This is a genomic window from Novosphingobium humi, assembly GCF_028607105.1.
GTDB lineage: Bacteria > Pseudomonadota > Alphaproteobacteria > Sphingomonadales > Sphingomonadaceae > Novosphingobium > Novosphingobium humi.
In genome coordinates, this window is the sequence record NZ_CP117417.1 from 875,382 (window position 1) to 897,664 (window position 22,283).

Sequence of the window (22,283 nt, forward strand, 5' to 3'; positions counted from 1 at the left end):
GCGCGGGGAGAAGCGATGTGACCATCTTTTCAACCCAATGGCTCTGGCGTCAGCGCTGGTTCGCGGCGGTGGTGATTTTGCCAACGGCGGCGGCGGGGGCCTATGAAGGGCTGGTGGCCTCGGACATCTATGTTTCGGAAAGCCGGTTCGTGATCAAGGCCCCGGCGCAGAAATCGGCGCAGGTTTCAACGCTCGCCAATCTGATCCAGACCACCGGCCTTTCGGGCGGGCAGGAGCAGGCCAATGAGGTGATCGACTATATCAGGTCGCGTTCGGCGCTGGCGGCGCTGAACCGGGGCGGGGCGGTGGCGGCGATGTATGGCCGGGCGGGCGTGGATGCGCTGGCGCGCTATCCCGGCGTGCTGCGCCGTCCGGGGCATGAACGCCTGTTCCGCTATTACAGCACGATGGTCGATGCGGCGATGGACCATGAAACGGGGTTGGTGGTTTTGAAGGTCAAGGCCTTTGCCCCCGCCGATGCCCAGCATCTGAACCAGCAATTGCTGGGGCTGGGCGAGGATCTGGTCAATGTGCTGAACGCGCGGGCCGAGGGCAAACAGGTGGCCGAGGCCGAGCGCCGCGTGGCCGCCGCCGAGGCAAGGGTGCAAAAGGCGCGGGCCGCGCTGGGCGCCTATCGCAACAGCGAGGCGCTGATCGATCCGGCGCGTCAGGCGCAGGGGGCGCTGGAGGTGGCCAACCGATTGGTGGCCGAGCAGGCCTCGGTGCAGGCGCAACTCGATCAGATGCGCGAGGTCACGCCCCGCAATCCGGCCCTCCCCGCGCTTGAGGAAAGGGTGGCCGCGATCGGCCGCGCCATCGCCGCCCAGAACGGCCGCGTAACGGGCACGTCGGGCGGGATCGCCTCCAAAATGGCGGGCTATGAACGGCTGGCGCAGGAGCAGGATTTTGCCGCGCAAAACCTCAATGTCGCCAATGCCGCGCTGGAACAGGCGCGGGTCGAAACGCTGCGCCAGCAATATTACCTTGAGCGCGTGGTCGATCCCGCGTTGCCCGATGAACCGGCGCTGCCGCATCGGTTGAAGATCGTGCTGACCGTGCTGGGCGCTTCGCTGTGCCTCTATTTCGTGGCGTGGATGTTCGTTGTGGGCATCCTTGAACATGCGCCGGAGGATTGACCATGGCCGCATTGCATCAGGGCTGGGCGATCCAGACACGGGTGATACAGGCGCTGATTATCCGCGAATTGACGACAAGGTTCGGGCGGGAAAACATCGGCTTTCTCTGGGTGATGGCCGAACCTCTGCTCTTTGCGGTGCTGGTGGGCCTGCTCTGGCGCTTTGAAAAGGGGCCGCAGGAGCATGGCGTGTCGATCATCGCCTTTGTCGCCACCGGCTATCTGCCGCTGGTGATGTTCCGCAGCACGGTCACGCGCGCGTTGGGCAGCTTTTCGGCCAATTCCAGCCTGATGTATCACCGACAGGTCAAGATCCTCGATCTCATCCTCGTGCGCTTTCTGGTCGAGATGATCGGGCATATGATGGCCTATCTGTTCATCGCGACGGTGCTTTATGCGCTGGATGAATTTCCATGGCCGCATGATCTTGGCTATCTGCTGCTGGGCTGGTCCTATTATGCGCTCTTCACGCTGACGCTGGCCATGATCGTCGCGCCGTTGTCCGAAATGTCCGAGGTGCTCGAAAAGGTCATGCCGGTCACGACCTATCTGATGGTGCCCTTTTCGGGCGCGTTTTTTATGGCCGAATGGCTGGCCCCCGATGTCAAGGCGGCGGTGCTGTGGTCGCCCCCGGTCCATGCGATGGAGATGATGCGTTATGGCGTGTTCGGTGATGCGCTCTATCCCAATTTCAGCTTTGCCTACACGCCGGCATGGTGCCTGCCGGTGCTGATGGTGGGGCTGATGCTGTGTCGGCATGTGCGCCGCGTGATGGTGGTCGAATGATCCGCTGCAGCGGCCTCGTAAAGAGCTATTCGGCCGGGCACAGGCGCAAGATCGTGCTGGGCGGGGTGGATCTGGAAATCGGGCGGGGGCAGAAACTGGGCCTGCTGGGGCGCAATGGCGCGGGCAAGACCACGCTGATCAAGCTGATCGGCGGGGTGGAATTGCCCAATGCCGGGCGGATCGAGCGCAAGATGACGGTGTCATGGCCGCTGGGCTTTGGCGGCGGGTTTCAGGGCAGCCTGACCGGCTATGACAATGCCCGCTTCATCGCGCGCATCTATGGCCGCAATTATCGAGATATTCAGGATTTCATCGAGGATTTTACCGAGCTTGGGCGGCAATTGGCGATGCCGGTCAAAACCTACTCATCCGGGATGCGCGCGCGCCTTGCCTTCGCGCTCAGCCTGGCGATCGAATTTGACTGTTATCTGATCGACGAGGTCATCTTGGTGGGCGACCAGAATTTCCAGCGCAAATGCCACGATGAAATCTTTGTCAAACGGGCCGACCGCGCGCTGATCCTGGCATCGCACAGCGTGGAGACGATCCGCCAATATTGCGACATGGCGCTGCTGATCGACAAGGGCGAGGCCAGCGTCAAAAGCGATATTGACGAGGCCATCGCGCTCTATTCCAATCTCTGATGGGCACAAAGTTATAGCGCGATGCGATAGGTTTCCGATGTGGGGTCCAGCGCGGGATGGTGCAGGGGGTCGGCATAGGTGGCCGTGCCCCAGCGCTCCTGCAACAGGGCCAATTCGCGTTGATAGCGCTCGACCTGCGTGCTGTGCGTGTCGCGCGCGCGGCTTTTGCTCTCATGGTGGACCAGCACCGCGCGCGGTTCATAGATATTGTGATAGCCCGCCGCCTGCAATTTCAGGCACAGATCAACATCGTTGAAGGCGACGGCAAAACCATCCTCGTCCAACCCGCCCACCTGACGGAACAGCGCCTTGCTTACCAGCATGCAGGCCCCCGTTACCGCCGAGACGCGATGCGGCACATGCGCGCGGGCGAAATAGCCCGGTTCGGCATTGGGCTGAAACCGATGGGCATGGCCCGCCGCCTTGCCCAGCCCGATTACCACCCCGGCATGTTGAATCGTGCCGTCGGGATAGAGCAACTTGGCCCCCACCGCGCCAACGCCGGGACGCACCACCTGGCGCACCATTGTCGAGAGCCAGTTTTCATCTGTGATCTCAATATCGTTATTGAGCAGGCAGAGATATTCGCCCCGCGCCTCGCGCGCGCCCAGATTGTTGAGCGCGGACCAGTTGAAGGGCCTGTCGTCCCGGATCACCCGCACGCGCGGATTGCCCGAAACGCGGGCGAAATAATCCAGCGTTTCGGCCTCGGCGCTGCCATTGTCGATGATCAGGATTTCGATATTGCGGTATCGCGTGGCGTTCAGCACCCCGGTCACGCATTTGCGCAAAAGCCGGACATGGTCGCGCGTCGGGATGATGATGGAGACCAGCGGCTGCATTTCCGGCATCGGCCAGTCGACCGCCACCGTGCCAAAGGCGCCGATCCGGGTTGATGCGCCCAAAGGCGCGACATGATGGGCCACCGCCGCCGCTCTGGCGGCCAAGGCATCGGGATCATGGAGGCCGGCATTCTGGCGATGGGCGATCACGCGGGGCACATGGACCACCTCGGTCTGGGCCGTCATGTGGATCAGCATGGCATAAAGCCCCGCCGCCGAGAGCGCCGGATGGATCGGCGGCATCGCCAGCGCATCCTCGCGCCGGATCAGACAGGCCGCCGAGAGATAGTCATGCGCCAGAAACAGATCGGGATTCCATCGCGGTTTGAACCACGGATGGCTGCGCAATCCCTTGCGGTTGATGCGGTCCTCGTCGCCATAGAACACGCCCGCATCGGGGTTGGCCACCACCGCCCGCGCCAGATGATAGAGCGCATCGGGCGCCAGCAGCGTATCGGCGGCCAGCGGCAGGACATAGTCGCCTGTCGCGCATTCGATGCCCTGAATCAATGCCTTGGCCGGATTGTCCGTTCGCCCCGGCACCAGCGTCAGGCGCGGCACGACCGGCGGCCGGGTGGGCATGGCCTCGCGCGATTGGGCCAGAACCAGCTCCCACTCGCCATAGGTCTGCGCCTCCAATGAGGCGAGGCGGCGCTCGATATCGGCCGAGGATTCACCCGGCGCCTGATACAGGATGACCGACAGGCGCGGGCGCACCGGCCATTCGGGCCAGTCCTGTGCGGCCTTGGCCACCATTTCCGGGCGCCGCTCGACCAGGGCGATCCAGTCGCGATAGGCATTGGGACCCTGTTCCAGACAAGCCCGCAATCTGTTTCGCGCGCGCGCCTTTCTGCCGGTCAGGCGCCAATAAAGCGCTTCTGCGGCAAGTTTCGGCCTACGCAAGGCCGTGTGAAACAAGATCCTGTAAAAATTCACCATTGCCCGATTGGTAAAATCCTTTTCCACATCTCTTGTTGCACTGCAAAAGGCCGGACGCAAGGCTGGCTTTTGCTAAAACTCTGTCTGATCCATTGCAATTCATCGCGCCGATGAATGCATTGAACGATAATTTCGCCCCAATCCTCTGGCCGGTCGGGGGCCAGCAACACGCCTTGTCGCCCTTGCGCGGGGGGCCAGCCCTGCGGGCACAGGGCCGCCGCGCCCAAAATCGCATGTTCGCTCAACTTGCTGGCCGAACGCGCGCGGTCAAAGGGGGTTTGCGCCAGCGGGTAAAGCCCCAGATGAAACCTGTTACGCCCCATCCAGCGCTGATATTCGGGCCATGTCATCGGCTCGACCCGGCGGGCGCGGGGGTGGCGTTCCAGCCCTCCGTCGATGGTGCGCGGGGAAAAATAGGTAAAGGTTATGCCCGCATGCCGATCAAGCACCTCGCGCATGATCGGCGCGGTCGCGGCCAGAGCGCCGCGATGGCTGGCGCTGCCCAACTGGACGATGTGCAGGGGCGCGCCGCGCGCCAGCGGGGCGAAATGCGCGCCATCGGCCGCGGCCTGTCGCCACACGGGATCGATTCGAGCGATCGGCCCCGCCCGATCCTGCGCCAGCCGCCGCGCCAGCACGTCCGAGGCCGCCAGCACAATATCGGCCCGCGCCAGCAAATGGCGGTGAAACGCCCGCTCAAACCGGGCAAGCCGCGCGCGATAGCCATCGGGCAGCAGCGGGCATACCGCACCCGCCGCCACATCATCATCGATCACATAGACCATCGACCCGCGCCAATCGAGCGCCGCCCGCATCACATCGGGCGTATCCTGGCGGATCAGCACAAAGGCATCGCCCGCGACAAAAGCATTGGCCCCCACCGCCCGGATCGGCCTGTCGCGCATGCCCCAGCGCAGGCCAAAGCGCGGCCGCACCCATGGTGCCATAGCGTTAAGGAAATAGAGGTCGGTCGAGGGCAGGCGGTTCACAGCCCCAGCCATCGGGCACGCTGTGTTTGGGCATAATCAATCGCTCGCTCAACCGGCCAGAGCGCCCCTCCGCGAGGGTCGACATAGCGCGCCGCCTCGACCAACGCGGCATGGACCAGATCCTCGATGGCCGCCGCGCGCCGCCGCGCCGGGGCGGGCACAGCGTCCCGCGTCAGGCCCCATCCGGCGTAAAAAGGCATGCCGAAACAATGCACTGCCCGCCCATGCAGCAAGGCCTCAAACCCGATCAGCGAGGTGACCGTATAGACCGCCGACGCACCTCGGATCAGCCGGACCGGATGGCATCCATCATCGATCACCCGGACGCGCGGATGGATGAGCCCCGCCTTCATCAGCCATCCCGCCTTGCGATGGGTGCGCACATCGGGATGCACCTTGACCAGCACATCATGGTCGGGCCAGTCCTTCAGCGCGGATTTCAGCATGGCGTCAAAACACGCGCCATTGCCCAGCCCCATCGTGACCGACAGATCGCCATGGCATTGATCGGCCACCAGAACATAGCGTTCGGGCAGGGCGCCTTCATAATCGTGCGCATGGTTGTATTTGGACAGGCCGCTCTCTCGCCACAAGGCGATCAGCGCGCGCGCGCGGCGGGCCTGATCCGGCGCGGCCCCGCGCGCGGCGGCGGCCTCGATCCGGCTGGGGCGCGAGGCATCGTAATAGCAGCCCAGATCATCGACGATTAACGAGAGCGGCGGATCATCACGCCCCACCGAGCGCAGAAAACCATCCTCCAGCAAGGCAAAGGGCCGCCGCAGCCATTGCGCCGCCATTTCCGCCCGCCGCCCCGAAGGTTTGCGCCCCCATCCCACCATGGCGCGGCCATGATCGGCCAGAAAGGCATCGAGATGGGAAATGCGGCCAATCGCAAGATTGGTGGGGATAGGCATAGGCTCCGGCTTTTCGCTTTCAGACCCGCGATGATTAACCCCCGCCCGCCGTGTTGAGTATCGTGGATGCATCCGTATTGCGCCGTAATTTGGCGCTAACTGTTCGTGCGAAGGAGGGCGGCCCGGTGATATGCGCAAAGGGCGGGGCAATGGGCCACGCGCGGGACCAGGGGGCGGGTATGAACAGGTTGAGCTTGAGGCAATTGGTGGCGGTCATGCCCTTGATGCTGGGTGCCTGCGCGACCTTGCCGGTCAGCGGGCCGACCGGGCGACAGGTGATGGAGCCGAAGTCCGGGCCGGGCTTTCGCATTGTCGCGGTGGATTCGCTGGCCGCCTTGCCGGTGGCGCCGGTTCTGGGCGATCCGGGCGCGGGCGGCACGGGCGGCACGGGCGGCGCGGCGGCGGGCGATGACGGCGCGGCCGCGCCCACCGACATGATCGGGCCGGGCGATATGCTCGATATCCAGATCTACGAGGCGGGCGTCAGCCTGTTTGCCAGCACGCGCCCGATCGCGGCGGCAGGCGGCAATGGCGCCGCACAGGCCGAGCGCCTGCCCGTGACGCGCGTGGATGACAAGGGGCAGATTTTCGTGCCTTTTGTCGGGCGGATGCGCGTGGGCGGGCTGACATCGACGCAACTGGCCCATGCGATCCGGGCCGAACTGAAGGGCCTGTCGCAAAATCCGCAGGTGGTGGTGGGCATCGCCCAATCGGTGACCAACAGCGTCATTCTGGGCGGCGAAGTGGCGCGGCCCGGTCGGCTGGTGCTGACCACGAACCGGGAAACCCTGCCCGAGGTGATCGCTCTGTCGGGCGGCTATCGGGGGGAGGCCAAGGATCTGGCGGTGCAGGTGACGCGCGGGGCGCAGCTGCGCGAATTCCGTTTGGCCGATGCGGTGCAGGGCGCGGCGCGCGACTGGCGCATCCGCCCCGGCGACCAGATCGAACTGGTCAAAAAGCCGCAGACCTTTGCCGTGCTGGGCGCGGCGGGGCGGGTGGAGCAACTGCCCTTTGCCGCCCCATCGGTCAGCCTGGCCGAGGCGCTGTCGGCGGCGGGCGGGCCAAACCCCAATCTGGGCGATGCCAAGGCGGTGTTCATCTTTCGCTTTGACGCCGGGGACGCGCCCACCGTTTATCATATCAACATGATGAACCCCGGCAGCGTCTTTCTGGCCCAGCGCTTTGCCATGCGCGACAAGGATGTGCTCTATATCGGCAATGCCGCGGCCAATCAGCCCGGCAAGCTGATCCAGTTGGTCAGCCAGTTGTTCAGCCCGATCATCGCGGTGCAGGGGGCCTTGGTGAACACCGGGGTGGTGAGGTAAGGGCTTGAGGTCTGGGCGGCCTGGTTCGCCCTCTTCCTGTAAAGCCCGCTTTGCGCAAAATCCTAGGCCATCAACCGTTTGACCGAATTCGCGATCAGGATCCGCGTGGCCGATTCGCTGGCCAGCCCGCCGCGCACGAGGCAATGGCGGTGGAGCACGCGGCAAAAGGCGTCATAAAGCGCCGCATCGGGCGGGCAGGGATTGGTCCAGAATTGGGCCAGCGGCTGATCGTCGGTGATGCCGGAGATGGCATAGACCGCGCGGCCCAGCGCCTTGACCGGAACACCCCCGGCCAAGGCGAAGGTGGCCGAGGTGGAATTGACCACGACCATCGCCTGCGCGCCTTGCGCCAGCGTGTTCAAATCGCCGCCCGCCAGATGGATCAGCCGATCGCCCAGCCCCAGCGCCCGTGCCCGGTCGCGGACATAGCCGCCCCATCCGCCCAGCGTGGCATCGAGCGGATGCTCCTTGATGACGAGGCTGGCTTCGGCCGGGGCATGGGCGGCAAAACTGGCCAGAACGTAATCGGCGGCCTGACGCATCGAGGAAAAGGGGGAGTGGACGCGGATCTGATAATCGGATGAAAGTTGCAGCGGAAAAAGGAAGTAGCGGCGCCCTTCCAGCATCTTAAGCGTGATCTGCGCCTTGGCCGACTGTCTTGCCCGCGTCAGATATTTGGCGATCCAGCCCATGCCCTCGACCAAGATCGAGCCGGGTCGATGCGATCGATAGAAGGGATAGCGCAATGTCAACGCGCCCAGCATCATATGCCCGAAATAGCCCCATGTATCGCGCACCCGCCGCCCCAGCGAGGCTCCGATCGGCGTCATGGGCGCCGGACGGGGCAATCCGCGCGCGGCGGCCAGAATGTCCTGCGGCCTGCGCGGCAGGGGCGAATGGCCGTTGACCCCTTCGCGCTCCAGCGTCAGCCAATTGGGGCGGATATAGCCTTCCTCGAACACATGGACCCGCACGCCGTTGAGCCGCGCCATCTGATGGGCGGTCATGTGCATCGGGCGGCAATCGCCGAACAGCACCAGATCGGTTATGCGGTTGTGGCGCAGATAGCGGTCGACGAACAGCGGCCATCCTTCCTGGGTGCCGCGATAGCTGGTCGCGCGGTGCGTGCCGGAGGCATCGGTGATCGCGCCGGGCCAATCATGTTCGTCGCCGCCGTTCAGATGGATGCGCCGCACCTCCTGCCCATTTTGGCCAAGGGTCTGAGCCAGTTGATGGAAAAAAGGGCCGGGCGGACCCTGCAAAAAGAGGAAACGTCGCGCCTGGGCGGACGCCGTTCTGTGCGCAAGGGGGTGCCTTGCCTGTGCCGCAAAGGGCGCGGGCGAGGGCAGCAAAGTCTGCGCCGACCCGCGTCTGAGGGCAGTATCGGCTCCGGCCGGGGAGAGGAAGCGAAAGACGCCGAGATCCAGCATGGGCATCCCATTGTAAGCAGAAGTTAACGCCGAAAAAGTGATAAAGTATTAGTTTCATTGGCTATAGGATCGGAGGTTAGGCCGGGTTCTTCGCACTTTCCATTAGTAACTCCTCCGTATTGGAACTAAAGGGCGGCACGCGCAGCGCTGTTTCCTTAAGGTAAAATATTGCCAAATAGGATGCGCAAACAAAATAAAATAACCAATAATTGGTGCATGCGGGCGGGCCGCTTTGGTCCGTCGCGGCCCCTTCCTCCCGCAGGACTGCCCCGCTTTTGATCAGTCTCAGGGCGTCACTGGCCTCTGCCGCAGTGCCTATTCATCTGGACAGTTTAGCGATTGGACGAAAATGGTCTGCGCTGCGCCTCGGCATGAAAACACACCCGGCGGTGCAAAAATCAGTTTGCTTTTCGGGCGCTGTGCGAAATGCAATAAACTTGGAACATGATCGATACAGGTGGATTTACGTGCTTTGATATGGCACTTGCGATACCAATTCTCGTGATTCAGCGGTGGAAGGGCAACATGCAGAAGATTACTCCGGTTATCCTGTGCGGTGGTAGTGGAACCCGTTTGTGGCCGCGCAGCCGCGCGGTGAAGCCCAAGCCGTTCCTGCCGCTGGTGGGTGATGTGACCCTGTTCGAGCAGGGCATTGCCCGGGCCAGCGATCGCGCCATTTTCGAAGCACCCATGGTCGTGACCGGAACAAGGCACCTCGATCATGTGGAAAGCCAGCTGGGCGAGGCGCCTGATGCGCAGATTCTGGTCGAACCTTCGGCGCGCAACACGGCGGCGGCGATTGCGCTGGCCGCTTTGCGGATGGAGCCTGATGCGGTGATGCTGGTTTGCCCCAGTGATCACCATATCGGTGATCCGAGCAGCTTTGTCGCCGCTGCGCAGGCCGCCGGGCGGCTGGCTCGGGAAGGATGGCTTGTCGCTTTTGGCATTACCGCCACGGCGCCGGAAACCGGATTTGGTTATGTGAAGCGCGGCGAGGCCATCAGCGACGACGGGTTCAGGGTGGACCGTTTTGTCGAGAAGCCCAATCTGGAGCGCGCGATGGAATTCCTCGCCGAGGGTTCCTATGCATGGAACGGCGGTATTTTTGCGATGCGCGCGGGCGATTTCTTGAAGGAACTGGGCACCCATCGCCCCGCCATTCTCGAAGGCGTGGCGCAGGCGGTGGCCGGCGGGGTGGTCGATGGTCAGCGCTTCCACCCCGACGCGGCCATTTTCAACGCGGTGGAAAGCGATTCGATCGACTATGCCGTGATGGAAAAGACCGAGCGCGCCGCCGTGGTCCCGGCCAACATGGCCTGGTCCGACATCGGCAACTGGCACGCCCTGTGGGAAGCGCGCGAGAAGGACGAGGCGGGCAACAGCGTCATCGGCGAGGCGGAACTTGTGGGTTGCCGCAATGTTCTGGTGGAAAGCGACGGGCCGAAGGTTTCGGTGGTCGGTCTTGAAGGCGTCATGGTCGTGGTCGATGGCGACGACGTGCTGGTGACGAGCGTGCCGGGCGTTCAGAAGGTCGGCAAATTGCAGGGCGCGGTGAATCAGTAATCGGGCGATCACGACGCAGGAGGCGGTTTTGAGCGATATGCTGTTGCCGGTCAGGCAGGTGGAAAAGCCGTGGGGCTGCGAGGTTCTGCCGCCGCCTTTTGTTGCGCCCGATGGCACGCGGATCGGTGAAATCTGGTTCGAGCCTCCTGCGCAAATACCTGAATTGCTGGTGAAATATATCTTTACCAGCGACAAGCTCTCGATTCAGGTCCACCCCAGCGATACACAGACGCTGGCGAAGGGGCTGGGCCGTCAGGGCAAGGAGGAATGCTGGCTGGTCATCGCCGCCGAGGAGGATGCGCGCCTCGGCATCGGCTTTGACCGGGCGGTCGATACGCCGACGCTGCGCGCGGCCGCGCTCGACGGGCGGATCGAGGACATGCTGGTCTGGCACAAGGTCCAGCCGGGCGATTTTTTCTATATCCCGGCCAACACCGTCCACGCGATCGGCGCGGGCGTCAGCGTGATCGAGATCCAGCAGAACAGCGACATCACCTATCGCCTGTTCGATTACGGGCGTCCGCGCGAATTGCATCTGGACGAGGGTCTGGCTGTCTCGCTGGGCGAGGTTTACGATCTGGCCCGCTGGCACAAGCGCTTGCCCGAAACGGGCACGGTGGCGCTGGTGGATGGACCCTATTTCCGGCTGGACCGCGTCAATGGTGTGGCCGATCAGGAGTTGTTGGCTCGCTATCCCGAGGGGCCGCTGCTGGTGGTGCCGATCCAGGGGCTGGTGATGGTCAAGGGCCAGCCGGTGCCGGCCGGAGCCTGCGCAAAAGCGGCCGGTTTGGATGAAATTAGCTGGGAAAGCGATGCGCTTTGGCTCGTCGCCAAGCCGCTCCGAGCGTAAATCCATAGGTCTGAAGGGCGGGAGGAACCGCTCGGCGCTCTGGCCCGATTGGGGGCCGGGCGCGGCCCAAAGGGTTGCCGGACCGCATGAATCATCCCGCTGTTGCCCATTCCACGCCCAGCCCGGCCCAGATCGCCACGATCCGGGGCAGGGGCCGCGCGATCATTGCGCATGAGGCTGAGGCTCTGCGCCATCTGGGCGATGGGCTGGATGACAGTTTTGCGCGCGCCTGTTGGCTGATCGCGGGGGCGCGGCGGCGGCTGGTGGTGTCGGGCATGGGCAAATCGGGGCATATCGGGCGAAAGATCGCCGCTTCCTTTTCGGCCACGGGCACGGCGGCGCTGTTTCTGCACCCGGCGGAGGCTTCGCACGGCGATCTGGGCATGATGATGGCCGGCGATGTGCTGCTGGTGCTGTCCAATTCGGGCAATACGGCCGAATTGGGGCCTGTGCTGCGCCATGCGCGGGCGTTGGGGGTGGCGATCATCGGCATGGTGGCGCGCTCGCGCTCGATGGTGGGCGATATGGCCGATGTGCTGCTCCTGCTGCCCGACCGGCCCGAGGCCTGTGAGGACAGTTTTGCGCCCACGACATCGACGGTGATGCAACTGGCACTGGGCGATGCGCTGGCGCTCTCGGTGATGGACGCGCGCGGGATCAGCCGCAGGCAGATCCGCGCGCTGCATCCCGGCGGGGCGATTGGCCAGCGCTTGACCCCGGTGGGCGAGGTGATGAGCCGCGCGGGATTGCCGCTGGTTTCGCCCGATGCGCTGATGCGCGACGTGGTGCCGGTGATCACCGACCATCGCTTTGGGCTGGCCGGGGTGGTGGACGCGGCGGGGCGGCTGATGGGGGTGATTTCCGATGGCGACCTGCGGCGGCATTTCAGCGCGCTGGGCAAGGCCAGCGCAGGCGAGGTGATGACGCGCGATCCGCGCTCGCTCTGCCCCGATATGGTGGCGGTGGATGCGCTGCAATGGATGAACGAGGCCAAGATCACCGCCGCGTTTGTCGTCGCGCCCATGGCCGAGGGTGGAGAGATGCCGGTCGGCATTGTCCACATGCATGATCTCTTGCCGATGGGGCTGGAGCCGGCCTGACGCACCGGGACGGGCGGGTGTTGAGGGTAAGGCATCCAGCCATAAGGGTTATTTCGGGCCGATGGGCGCGGCGCGGGGGCGGCAAAATCGGCCCTAAAACCGTCAAACCTGCAAAACCCCCGGATTTATCCCCAGAATCGCTGCACCTTTGCGATGAAACTCTTGCTGCGCGCCGATGGTGCGTTAGGAAGGTGATCCGAATTGGCGGATGTCTGGACGAATCCGCGCTTTCCCGCCGGTTCGGGCCGGTTTTACGCTTGGGGCCTGTCATCGCATACTGGCGGCCTCCACACAGTTTGGGAACAGAAACGCCATGAAAGCCACGATCGAACGCGCGACCCTGCTGCGTTGTTTGAGCCATGTGCAATCGGTGGTGGAACGGCGCAATACCATCCCCATCCTTTCCAACGTGCTGATCGAGGCCGGCGGCACCGGTTCGGTCCGTCTGATGGCCACCGACCTTGACCTTCAGGTGGTCGAGCATCTGCCCGCCGTCAGCGTCGAGGCGCCCGGCGCGATCACGGTTTCGGCCCACCTGCTGTTCGACATCGCGCGCAAGCTGCCCGATGGGGCGCAGGTCTCGCTCCAAACCGCCGAGAACCGCCTTGTCATCAAGGCCGGGCGCAGCCGGTTCCAGCTCCCGACTTTGCCGCGTGACGATTTCCCCGTCATCATCGAGGGCGATCTGCCCACCAGCTTTGAGGTGCCCGCCGCGACGCTGGCGCAGTTGATCGACCGCACGCGTTTCGCCATCAGCACCGAGGAAACCCGCTACTATCTCAACGGCATTTTCCTGCATGTCTCGGACGAGGAACTGAAGGCTGCGGCCACCGATGGCCATCGTCTGGCGCGCTTCACGCTGGCCAAGCCCGAAGGCGCCGACGGCATGCCCGATGTCATCGTGCCGCGCAAATGCGTGGGCGAATTGCGCAAGCTGCTCGACGAACATGCCGACAGCAATGTCGCCATCGACCTGTCGGCCAGCAAGATCCGCTTCTCGCTGGGCGGCGAAGAGGGCGTGGTGCTGACCAGCAAGCTGATCGACGGCACGTTCCCCGATTACAACCGCGTGATCCCGACCGGCAATGACAAGCTGCTGCGTCTCGATCCCAAGAGCTTCTATGAAGCGGTGGACCGCGTGGCCACCATCGCCACGGAAAAGACCCGCGCGGTGAAAATGGCGCTGGAAACCGACCGAGTGACGCTCTCGGTCACCTCGCCCGACAATGGCACGGCGGCCGAGGAACTGCCCGCCGATTACGGTTCGACCGGGTTCGAGATCGGGTTTAACGCGACCTATCTGAAAGACATCCTGAACCAGATCGATGGCGACAATGTCGAACTGCATCTGGCCGATGCCGGCGCGCCGACCCTCATCCGTCAGAGCGACAAGAGCCCCGCGCTCTATGTGCTGATGCCGATGCGGGTGTGATGGGGCCGGCCGATTGAACAGAAGGGGCGGGGGCTTTCGGGCTTTCCCGCCCTTTTTGTTGTGGAGTTTTGATGCCTCCGGCGGGCAAAGGGCGGGGGCCCTTTGCAATCCCGTTACGAACGGCGTTGTGGTTCGTGGGCGACGATGTGTTTTGGGGGAGGGAAGGGTTGTTAAGCTGCTTCGCGGGGAGAAAAGGAGGCCGTCCGGGGGCGGTGCTAACGCTGCCGTTATCACATCGTCTCAATATCATGCTATGAAGGCCCAATGACTAAGCTAACTTGCAGGGCCTGTGGGCGTGAATTGACACTTGAAGGCCTTTGGGGGCAGGCAAGTGAATGGAAAGTCCCCGAGGAGGTTCAGCAATCGCCAGTCGCCAAAGGTCTTTTAATTAGACTATCCGAGGATGCTGTGCCCGTTTCAAGAGGCCAAGAAGTCGTAGCAATTCACGTCTACTCGCCAGAAGGGGCCATTTCCGTCCATCCAGAAATGGCCGTCAGAGCGAATTTGAAGTCGACCGGTTTGGATCAAGGCTGTTGTGGATCGAGTGGAATGGGCGGGCCAAACCGAGCTTGCATTTGCGGAAACATCGTTGGAACTGAATGGAGCGATTGTTGGACGCAGGCTGAAATACGATTCCTGCCAGATGCTATCGCAGCCCGAGATTAATGTCCGCTCCCCCAGCCTTAGCAGGCCATAACCCATCCGCGCCGCAGGCAACAAAATCCGCCACCTCATCCCAAAAAACTGCGCCCAATCGACAGCGTAACGTCGACAGTATTGGGATTGCAAAGGGACGAGTCCCTTTGCCCGCCGGAGGCAAACTTTTCTCCTAAATCCTTTTAAAACCGCCAAACCCTTTGCGCCACCTCACGCGGCGCAGCGCTTTTGCGGGCGGCCTTGTCGGCATAGAGGCGGCAGTCGGCGGACTGGATGAGCGCGGCGGCATCGGCGCCTTCGAGGGGGGCGATGGCGGTGCCGAAGCTGGCGCCGATAGGCACGATGATGCCGTTCCACACGATGGGCAGCGAGAGGCCCGCGCGCACCGCCGCGACCTCGCCCAGCGCGAGGTGCTGGCCGCGCGAGATGTCATAGAGCATGGCAAATTCGTCGCCCCCCAGTCGCGCCACGCAGAGCGCCCGCGCACCGAGGCGCTGCATCCGGTGTGCGACCTCGGCCAGAATCGCGTCGCCGGCCAGATGGCCGTGGGTGTCATTGGCCTGTTTCAGCCCGTCCAGATCAGCCAGCACCAGCATCATCGGTCTTTCGCGGTGCAGCCTGTCCTCCAGCATCCGCATGAAGGCCAGCCGATTCGCCAGTCCGGTCAGCGGATCGGTCAATGAGGCGCGGATCGCCTGATGCTGCTGGGTCAGCATGGCCAGCGTTTCGTTGAATTTGGCCAGCACGACATGGATCTGCATCGCCGTCATCAGCACCAGCATCAGCGCCAGCGCCCGCATGCCCAACGAATCATAGAGCGCCAGTTTCAGCGCAATCGGGGCGATCGCGCTCACCATGCCCGCGATGGCCGCACGCGGCACGCCCAGCAGGCATGAGGCGCTGGTCAGCGCGGCGATGGCGATGAAAACGGGCGCGACCATGCAATATTGGTGCGAGGCATGGGTGAAGGCATTGGCCGCCCACAGCCCGGCGATCAGCCCGACCGGCGCGCTCATCATGCTGGCCCGGCGCAGATGGCGATAGATCTGGGCGCGCGGGAGCGGGGCCGCGGCGCGATTGCGGCGGCGGTTGCGGATCAGGACATAGAGGCAAATGGCCGAAATCAGCCCGGCAGGCCCCCATTGCTGCCACAGGGGCAAATTGCCGCGCAGCGCCAGCGCCGTGGCCAGCGAATGGACCCCCAGCAAGAGGCACAGCCAGGGCAGATGGGCGCTGACCCGTTGATATTGCAGGCGTACCATCGCGCCGGCCACGCGCGGCGGCACGGCGGCGGTGAAGGGTGAGAGCAGGCGGCGGCGCAGGACGCGCCATCGCCCTCGCGCAGAGAGATTTGACAAAACTCGCTTTGGATTAACCCGCAACTTGTCACTCCCCGCTTAACTCTGTCGACGCATGAGATAAGTGGAAATGACTAATTCAGGGTTAAGCTAACAAGCTTTTAATGCTTACCGGCGGCGGCAAGCATTTGATCGAAGGCCACGAATTTCTCACGCGGGGCGCCATCGCGGGCGCGGGCAACTTCGGCTTCGTCAATCTTTCGCCAATCGCGAAAGGTCACGAAATCAACCCCGCGCGCGGTGGCCAGAGCCTCGAAGCCGACGCGGCCCTGTTTGTTGCCTGGGGCGGGGAAATCCTCGGCGATACGATCGACGATGGCAAAACCATCGGGGCGGTTGGTGCCGATCGTGCCCGAAGGCCCGCGTCGCGCCCAGCCCACGCAGTAAAGGCCGGGCAGGATGCGGCCTTCCTCGTTGGCAAAGCGACCGGCGGCGGTGTCATAGGGCACGCCCTCGATGGGATTGGTGCGATAGCCGATGGCGGCAATCACCAAATCGGCGGGAACCTGATAGGTTTCGCCCGTGCCCACCGCGCGGCCCTCGACCAGCGCGGTGCGCTCGACCTCGACCTTGCGCACCGATCCATCACCGATCAGCGCGCGCGGGGCGGCGAAAAAGTCGAAGTCGATGGTGAAGGGTTTGTCCAAGGGTGTATCGGCGGCAAAGGCGCGCAGGTGCTGGATCGATTTGCGCATGCCCGGATCCAATGCGGCATCCTCGACCTCGGGCGGCAGATCGGCGGGATCGACGCGTGGGCGCGCGCGCTCCAGACTGCCCAACTCGCCCAGCTCCTTGGGCGTCATCGCGATCTGGTGCGGGCCGCGGCGGCCAAGGATCGTGACCGAGGCGATGCCCGAACCTTTCAGCGCATCAAGCGCATGGGCGACGATATCGGCCCCTTCGAACTCTTGCGGCACCTTGGCCAGAATGCGCGCGATGTCGAGCGCGACATTGCCGTTGCCGATGACCACCGCATGGGCCCCGGCAAAATCGGGGGCCAGATCGGCAAAATGAGGATGGCCGTTATACCAGCCGACAAAGGCCGCGCTGCCGAACACATTGCCCAGATCCTCGCCCGGAATGCCCAGCGCGCGGTCCGATGGCGCGCCTGTGGCCAGCACCACCGCGTCATACAATTCCTGCAATTCGGCAATCGAGACATCGCGCCCCACCGCCACCTTGCCGATGAAGCGGACGTTGGGGGCCTGGGCCACGGCGTCATAGCGTTTTGCAACGCCCTTGATCGATTGATGGTCGGGGGCAACCCCGCTGCGGATCAGGCCGAAAGGCACCGGTTGAAGATCGAAAATATCGACATGCACCTCCTCGCCCCAGCGCTTGAGCGCGGCTTCGGCGGTGTAATATCCGGCGGGGCCGGAACCGATGATGGCAAGATGCAGCATGGGTCTGATGCACTCCCTTTTATGGCGCCTTGTGGCGCCTCCTTTTTTGTGCGGGTCCGTTCGGCTTGCGGGCGTTCTCGCGTTGATTCTTATCACATACCTGTTTGCTTGCCGTTGCAAGCCCCGATGGGCGCGCGGCGCCGCAGATGTCCTTAACGCGATTTAAAAGCATTTCGGGCAGTTCGGGTGCCATGACTTCACCAATTCCCACAGGGGCAAATCAGGCGTGACCAAGTCCAATCGGGCGCAAGCCCTGCTGCGAAAAGCCGAAACGCCCGCGCCTGCTCCAGCCATGGAGCGCCGCCGCGCCGCCGCCGCGCCCGAGCCTGAGTCCGGGCCGGTCGATGTCACGCATCTGCGCCGCAAAAGTGATCCTGTGCGCCGCGAAAGCGAGCCCTATCTGGGCTATTTCCTGATTTCCGAAGGCTGGTCGATGACCGCGATCGCGATGGGCATCGCGGTGCTGATGCTCTGGCTGAACCAGTTCCGGATGCCGCAGCCGGTGGTTCTGGGTCTGGTGGGCGCGGGCATTGCGATGGTGGCCTGCGCACGCCTGTTCATCTCGTTTGAGCGCGCCAGCCGCCGCCCGCTGGGGCTGCGCGTGGCCGCGATGGTGGGCGGGGTGGTGGTGCCCATGCTGCTTTACGGCGCGGGTCTGGGCATGTGGTTCGAAACAGGCATGCTGGCCGAACCGGAGCTGCTGATCGGGGCGATGGTGGTGGTCGGGCTGGTGATGGCGGTGACGCTGTCGGGGCGGCTGTTCACCATGGTGGCGGCCAAGCTGGCGCTCTGGACGCCGATCGCGCTGGAACTGGGTTCGGCCTATACGCTGGTCACGCTGGTGCTGGGCGGGGGGATCGGGCTGGTGGCGGCGCTGCGCCAATTGGGCATCGACCGCGCCGGGCAAGCCGAACAGCGCGAGATGCGCCATGCCCAGATGCGCGCCGAGGAATTGCTGAGCGAGTTTGAAAAGACCGGGCAGGGCTGGTTCTGGGAAACCGACCGCAAGGGGGCGCTGACCTATGTCTCGCCCAATATCATCGCCCTGCTGGGCCGCGAGGAGGCCGATCTGATCGGTCGCCCGCTGACCGAACTGTTCGTGATGCAGGAGCAGGAGCAGGTGGGCGAGCGGACCTTGCTGTTCCATCTCAACGCGCGTTCGGGCTTTAACGATCTGGCGCTGCGCGCGGCCAAGGAGGGGGATGAGCAATGGTGGGCGGTCAATGGCCGTCCGGTTTATGACGCCTTCAACAATTTCCTGGGTTTTCGCGGCGCGGGCAGCGATCTGACCGAAAAGCGGCGCAGCGAGCAGCATGCCACGCGCCTGGCCCATTTCGATTCGCTGACCGGCCTGGCCAACCGATTCCAGATGAGCCAGACGCTGGAAAAGATCCTCTCGGCGCCCAAGCTCGATCATCGCGACTGCGCGGTGTTCCTGCTCGATCTGGACCGCTTCAAGCAGGTCAATGACACGATGGGCCATCCTGCGGGCGACGCCCTGCTCAAACAGGTGTCGCAGCGTTTGCAGCGCACCGTGGGCGAGGCCGGGCGCGTGGGGCGTCTGGGCGGGGATGAGTTCAAGGTTATCTTGCCGGGCCGCATCGCGCGCGACAAGCTGGCCACGCTGGCCACCAGCATCATCGAGAACCTGTCGCAGCCCTATTCGATCGACGGCGCGCGGGTGGTGATCGGGGCCAGCATCGGCATCGCCATGGCCCCCGATGACGGCGTGACCAGCGAGGCGATCATCCGCAACGCCGACCTTGCGCTTTATGCCGCCAAGGATCGCGGGCGGGGCGTCTATCACTTCTATGACGAGGAACTGCATTCCGATGCCGAGGAGCGCCGCCAGCTTGAGCATGACCTGCGCGATGCGCTGGCCCATGGCGGGCTGGAGCTTTATTACCAGCCCTCGGTCGCGCTGAGCCAGCAGAAGATCACCGGGTTTGAGGCGCTGCTGCGCTGGAACCATCCCACGCTGGGCCGCCTGTCGCCCGCCAAATTCGTCGAGGTGGCCGAGGATACGGGCCTTATCACCCAGATCGGCGAATGGGCTTTGCGCACGGCCTGCCATGATCTGGCCCGCTGGCCCGATCATGTGCGGGTGGCGGTCAATGTCTCGCCTTTGCAATTTGCAAATCCGGCGCTGCCCACGATCATCACCCATGCGCTGGCGGCCGCCGGCGTTGATCCGGCGCGGCTGGAACTGGAAATCACCGAAAGCGTGTTTTTGAACGACGGCGCCAATACAGACGCGATGTTCACTGCCCTCAAGCGGATTGGGGTGCGTCTGGCGCTCGATGATTTCGGCACCGGCTATTCCTCGCTGGGCTATCTGAAAAAAGCGCCCTTCGACAAGATCAAGATCGACCAGAGCTTTGTGCGCGGCGCGACGATGCCGGGCAGCCGCAATGGCGCGATCATCGCCTCGATCGTCAGCCTTGCCGATGCGCTGGGCATGGAGACGACGGCAGAAGGCGTGGAGACGCTCGACGAGCTGGATCTGGTGCGCGAACTGGGTTGCAGCCATGTTCAGGGCTATATCTATTCCAAACCCCTGCCGCGCGACGAGGCCGATATGCGGCTGAGCGCGGGCGGGACCATCGAGGCGAGGGGGCCGCGTTCGGCTCGCGCGGCGCGCCGCACGATGCTGCGCAAGGTGATGCTGACCGCGCAGGGGCGCCGCTATCCTGCCACGATCCGCAATATTTCGGAAAATGGCGCGATGTTCGAAGGGCTGAGCGATGTGCCGATGGGCATGGAAATGCTGATCGAACTGTCCGACGATCTTGTGGTGGGGGCGACGGTGCGCTGGAGCCGCTATGGCCGCACGGGTGTAGCCTTTGCCGAGCCTGTCGCCTTTGACGGCAGCGGCGCGATCATCCGCGCCAGCCTGTTCGGCCCGCAGGACCGCGACGGCGAGGCGCCCGTCTATCGACAGGTGGGGTGAGAGGACAGGCGGCGCAGCAAATCGCGGACGCGATTTGCCAACGAACCAACCTGCTGCTAACGGCTGCGATTCGATGCGGGGTGGGGTTTCCTGCCCCTTTTCCCGCGCCCTTTTGATAAAGACATTCCATGACCGACCAGTCCAAGATCCGCAATTTCTCCATCATTGCCCATATTGACCATGGCAAAAGCACGCTGGCCGACCGACTGATCCAGTTCACCGGCGGGTTGACCGAGCGCGAGATGAGCGCGCAGGTGCTGGACAACATGGACATCGAGAAAGAGCGCGGGATCACCATCAAGGCTCAGACCGTCCGCCTGAATTACAAGGCGCATGACGGCGAGGTCTATGAGCTGAACCTGATGGACACGCCGGGCCATGTGGACTTTGCCTATGAAGTCAGCCGATCATTGGCGGCCTGCGAGGGCGCGCTGCTGGTGGTCGATGCGGCGCAGGGGGTCGAGGCCCAGACGCTGGCCAATGTCTATCAGTCGATCGAGCATGATCACGAAATCGTGCCGGTGATCAACAAGATCGACCTGCCCGCCGCCGAGCCGGAAAAGGTCAAGGCCGAGATCGAGGAAGTGATCGGGCTGGACGCCAGCGAGGCGGTACTGGCATCGGCGAAATCGGGCATCGGCATCGAAGAAATCCTTGAGGCGGTGGTCAAGAAGATCCCCGCGCCCAAGGGCGACCGCGACGCGCCCCTGAAGGCGATGCTGGTCGATAGCTGGTATGACCCCTATCTGGGCGTGGTCATTCTGGTGCGCGTGATCGACGGCGTCATCAAAAAGGGCCTGCAGGTCAAGTTCATGCAGGGCGGCACCGAGCATCTGATCGACCGCGTGGGCTGTTTCACGCCCAAGCGCGAGGAACTGGCCGAACTGGCGCCGGGCGAGATCGGCTTCATCACCGCCCAGATCAAGGAAGTGGAGACCGCCAAGGTCGGTGACACGATCACCACCGTCAAGGGCGGCGCAACCGAGGCCCTGCCGGGCTATAAGGAAGTGCAGCCGGTGGTGTTCTGCGGCCTCTTCCCGGTGGATGCGGCCGATTTTGAAAAGCTGCGTGAAAGCATCGCCAAGCTGCGGTTGAACGATGCGTCCTTCAGCTTTGAAATGGAAACTTCGGCCGCGCTCGGCTTTGGCTTCCGCTGCGGCTTCCTTGGCCTGCTGCATCTTGAAATCATTCAGGAACGTCTCAGCCGCGAATATGACCTTGATCTCATCACCACCAGCCCCAGCGTGGTCTATCGCATCCAGTTGCGCGCCAGCCGCACCGACGATGCGGGCGAGGTCATGCTGCATAACCCGGCCGACTATCCCGATCCCAGCCGCATCGAACAGATCGACGAGCCGTGGATCAAGGCGACCATCTACACGCCGGACGAATATCTGGGCAGCATCCTGAAGCTGTGTCAGGACCGTCGCGGCATCCAGACGGGCCTGACCTATGTCGGCGGGCGCGCTCAGGTGAATTATGAATTGCCGCTCAACGAAGTGGTGTTCGATTTCTATGACCGGCTGAAGTCGATCAGCCGGGGTTATGCCTCCTTCGACTATGAACAGATCGGCCTGCGCGAGGGCGATCTGGTCAAGATGGGCATTCTGGTCAACAACGAGCCGGTCGATGCGCTCTCGATGATCGTCCACCGCAGCGTGGCCGAGGAACGCGGCCGCCATATGTGCGAACGCCTTAAAGACCTGATCCCGCGCCACCTGTTCAAGATCCCGATTCAGGCGGCCATCGGCGGCAAGGTCATCGCGCGCGAAACCATCGCGGCCATGCGCAAGGACGTGACCGCCAAGTGCTATGGCGGCGACATCACGCGCAAGAAAAAGCTGCTGGAAAAGCAAAAGAAGGGCAAGGCCCGCATGCGCGAATATGGCAATGTCCAGATCCCGCAGGAAGCGTTTATCGCGGCACTGCGGATGGGTGAAGAGTAAGGGGTTAGGGGGCCTCCGGC

Annotated in this window: 16 protein-coding genes; 10 read left to right on the forward strand and 6 right to left on the reverse strand. The window is 63.7% G+C overall.

The genetic code is table 11. The features are described from left to right. The first annotated feature begins 17 nt into the window (after window positions 1–17). From PQ457_RS03965 to PQ457_RS03975, 3 genes are read left to right on the forward strand one after another with little or no spacing between them, the layout of a single operon-like run. On the forward strand, window positions 18–1,136 hold the full coding sequence (locus PQ457_RS03965) for a KpsE/RkpR family capsule polysaccharide export protein (RefSeq protein ID WP_273618483.1): 1,119 nt from the start codon (window positions 18–20) through the stop codon (window positions 1,134–1,136). Window positions 1,137–1,138: 2 nt separating this feature from the next. After that, entirely contained in the window at window positions 1,139–1,921 is a 783-nt protein-coding gene (locus PQ457_RS03970) for an ABC transporter permease (protein WP_273618484.1), read from the forward strand. Beyond that, window positions 1,918–2,565 (forward strand): ABC transporter ATP-binding protein, encoded by a 648-nt coding sequence (locus PQ457_RS03975; RefSeq protein WP_273618485.1) that lies wholly within the window; start codon window positions 1,918–1,920, stop codon window positions 2,563–2,565. Before PQ457_RS03970 ends, PQ457_RS03975 begins: the two co-directional genes overlap by 4 nt. An 11-nt stretch (window positions 2,566–2,576) precedes the next feature. On the opposite strand, the gene PQ457_RS03980 is transcribed toward PQ457_RS03975, so the two are convergent. Genes PQ457_RS03980 through PQ457_RS03990 form a run of 3 tightly spaced genes read right to left on the reverse strand, consistent with a single transcriptional unit; the run spans window position 2,577 to window position 6,249 of the window. Beyond that, window positions 2,577–4,310 carry a glycosyltransferase family 2 protein gene (locus PQ457_RS03980; protein WP_273618486.1) on the reverse strand — a complete coding sequence of 578 codons (1,734 nt, stop codon included), beginning with the start codon at window positions 4,308–4,310 and terminating at the stop codon, window positions 2,577–2,579. A gap of 29 nt (window positions 4,311–4,339) precedes the next feature. Beyond that, window positions 4,340–5,347 carry a hypothetical protein gene (locus PQ457_RS03985; protein ID WP_273618487.1) on the reverse strand — a complete coding sequence of 336 codons (1,008 nt, stop codon included), beginning with the start codon at window positions 5,345–5,347 and terminating at the stop codon, window positions 4,340–4,342. Beyond that, window positions 5,332–6,249 (reverse strand): capsular polysaccharide export protein, LipB/KpsS family, encoded by a 918-nt coding sequence (locus PQ457_RS03990; protein ID WP_273618488.1) that lies wholly within the window; start codon window positions 6,247–6,249, stop codon window positions 5,332–5,334. Before PQ457_RS03990 ends, PQ457_RS03985 begins: the two co-directional genes overlap by 16 nt. 179 nt (window positions 6,250–6,428) lie before the next feature. Between PQ457_RS03990 and PQ457_RS03995 the strand changes: the two genes are divergently transcribed. Further along, complete coding sequence (locus PQ457_RS03995; RefSeq protein ID WP_273618489.1) at window positions 6,429–7,574, forward strand: polysaccharide biosynthesis/export family protein; 1,146 nt, start codon at window positions 6,429–6,431, stop codon at window positions 7,572–7,574. Window positions 7,575–7,636: 62 nt separating this feature from the next. Here PQ457_RS03995 and PQ457_RS04000 read toward each other — a convergent pair whose 3' ends face one another. Continuing rightward, window positions 7,637–8,770, reverse strand: a complete 1,134-nt coding sequence (locus PQ457_RS04000) for a capsule biosynthesis protein (RefSeq protein ID WP_273618490.1) — start codon at window positions 8,768–8,770, stop codon at window positions 7,637–7,639. Window positions 8,771–9,529: 759 nt separating this feature from the next. Between PQ457_RS04000 and PQ457_RS04005 the strand changes: the two genes are divergently transcribed. The 4 genes from PQ457_RS04005 (at window position 9,530) to dnaN (ending at window position 13,949) form a co-directional block, all read left to right on the forward strand. Further along, the gene (locus tag PQ457_RS04005) at window positions 9,530–10,567 is read left to right on the forward strand and encodes a mannose-1-phosphate guanylyltransferase (RefSeq protein ID WP_273618491.1); all 1,038 of its coding nucleotides are present in this window, start codon (window positions 9,530–9,532) and stop codon (window positions 10,565–10,567) included. 37 nt (window positions 10,568–10,604) lie between these two features. After that, complete coding sequence (locus PQ457_RS04010) at window positions 10,605–11,417, forward strand: class I mannose-6-phosphate isomerase (RefSeq protein ID WP_273619242.1); 813 nt, start codon at window positions 10,605–10,607, stop codon at window positions 11,415–11,417. An 86-nt stretch (window positions 11,418–11,503) separates the two neighbouring features. Next, window positions 11,504–12,517, forward strand: a complete 1,014-nt coding sequence (locus tag PQ457_RS04015) for a KpsF/GutQ family sugar-phosphate isomerase (protein ID WP_273618492.1) — start codon at window positions 11,504–11,506, stop codon at window positions 12,515–12,517. A 313-nt stretch (window positions 12,518–12,830) separates the two neighbouring features. Continuing rightward, on the forward strand, window positions 12,831–13,949 hold the full coding sequence (gene dnaN / locus PQ457_RS04020) for a DNA polymerase III subunit beta (protein ID WP_273618493.1): 1,119 nt from the start codon (window positions 12,831–12,833) through the stop codon (window positions 13,947–13,949). Between the two features lie 839 nt (window positions 13,950–14,788). On the opposite strand, the gene PQ457_RS04025 is transcribed toward dnaN, so the two are convergent. Together PQ457_RS04025 and PQ457_RS04030 are read right to left on the reverse strand one after the other, a co-directional pair. After that, on the reverse strand, window positions 14,789–15,964 hold the full coding sequence (locus PQ457_RS04025) for a GGDEF domain-containing protein (RefSeq protein ID WP_273618494.1): 1,176 nt from the start codon (window positions 15,962–15,964) through the stop codon (window positions 14,789–14,791). A gap of 101 nt (window positions 15,965–16,065) precedes the next feature. Next, window positions 16,066–17,367 (reverse strand): FAD-dependent oxidoreductase, encoded by a 1,302-nt coding sequence (locus tag PQ457_RS04030; RefSeq protein WP_273618495.1) that lies wholly within the window; start codon window positions 17,365–17,367, stop codon window positions 16,066–16,068. 226 nt (window positions 17,368–17,593) lie between these two features. Here PQ457_RS04030 and PQ457_RS04035 point away from each other — a divergent pair, with 226 nt between their 5' ends. Continuing rightward, complete coding sequence (locus PQ457_RS04035) at window positions 17,594–20,317, forward strand: EAL domain-containing protein (protein ID WP_273618496.1); 2,724 nt, start codon at window positions 17,594–17,596, stop codon at window positions 20,315–20,317. 128 nt (window positions 20,318–20,445) lie between these two features. Further along, window positions 20,446–22,263, forward strand: coding sequence for a translation elongation factor 4 (lepA, locus tag PQ457_RS04040; RefSeq protein WP_273618497.1), 1,818 nt, complete (start codon window positions 20,446–20,448; stop codon window positions 22,261–22,263). The last annotated feature ends 20 nt before the right edge of the window (window positions 22,264–22,283 follow it).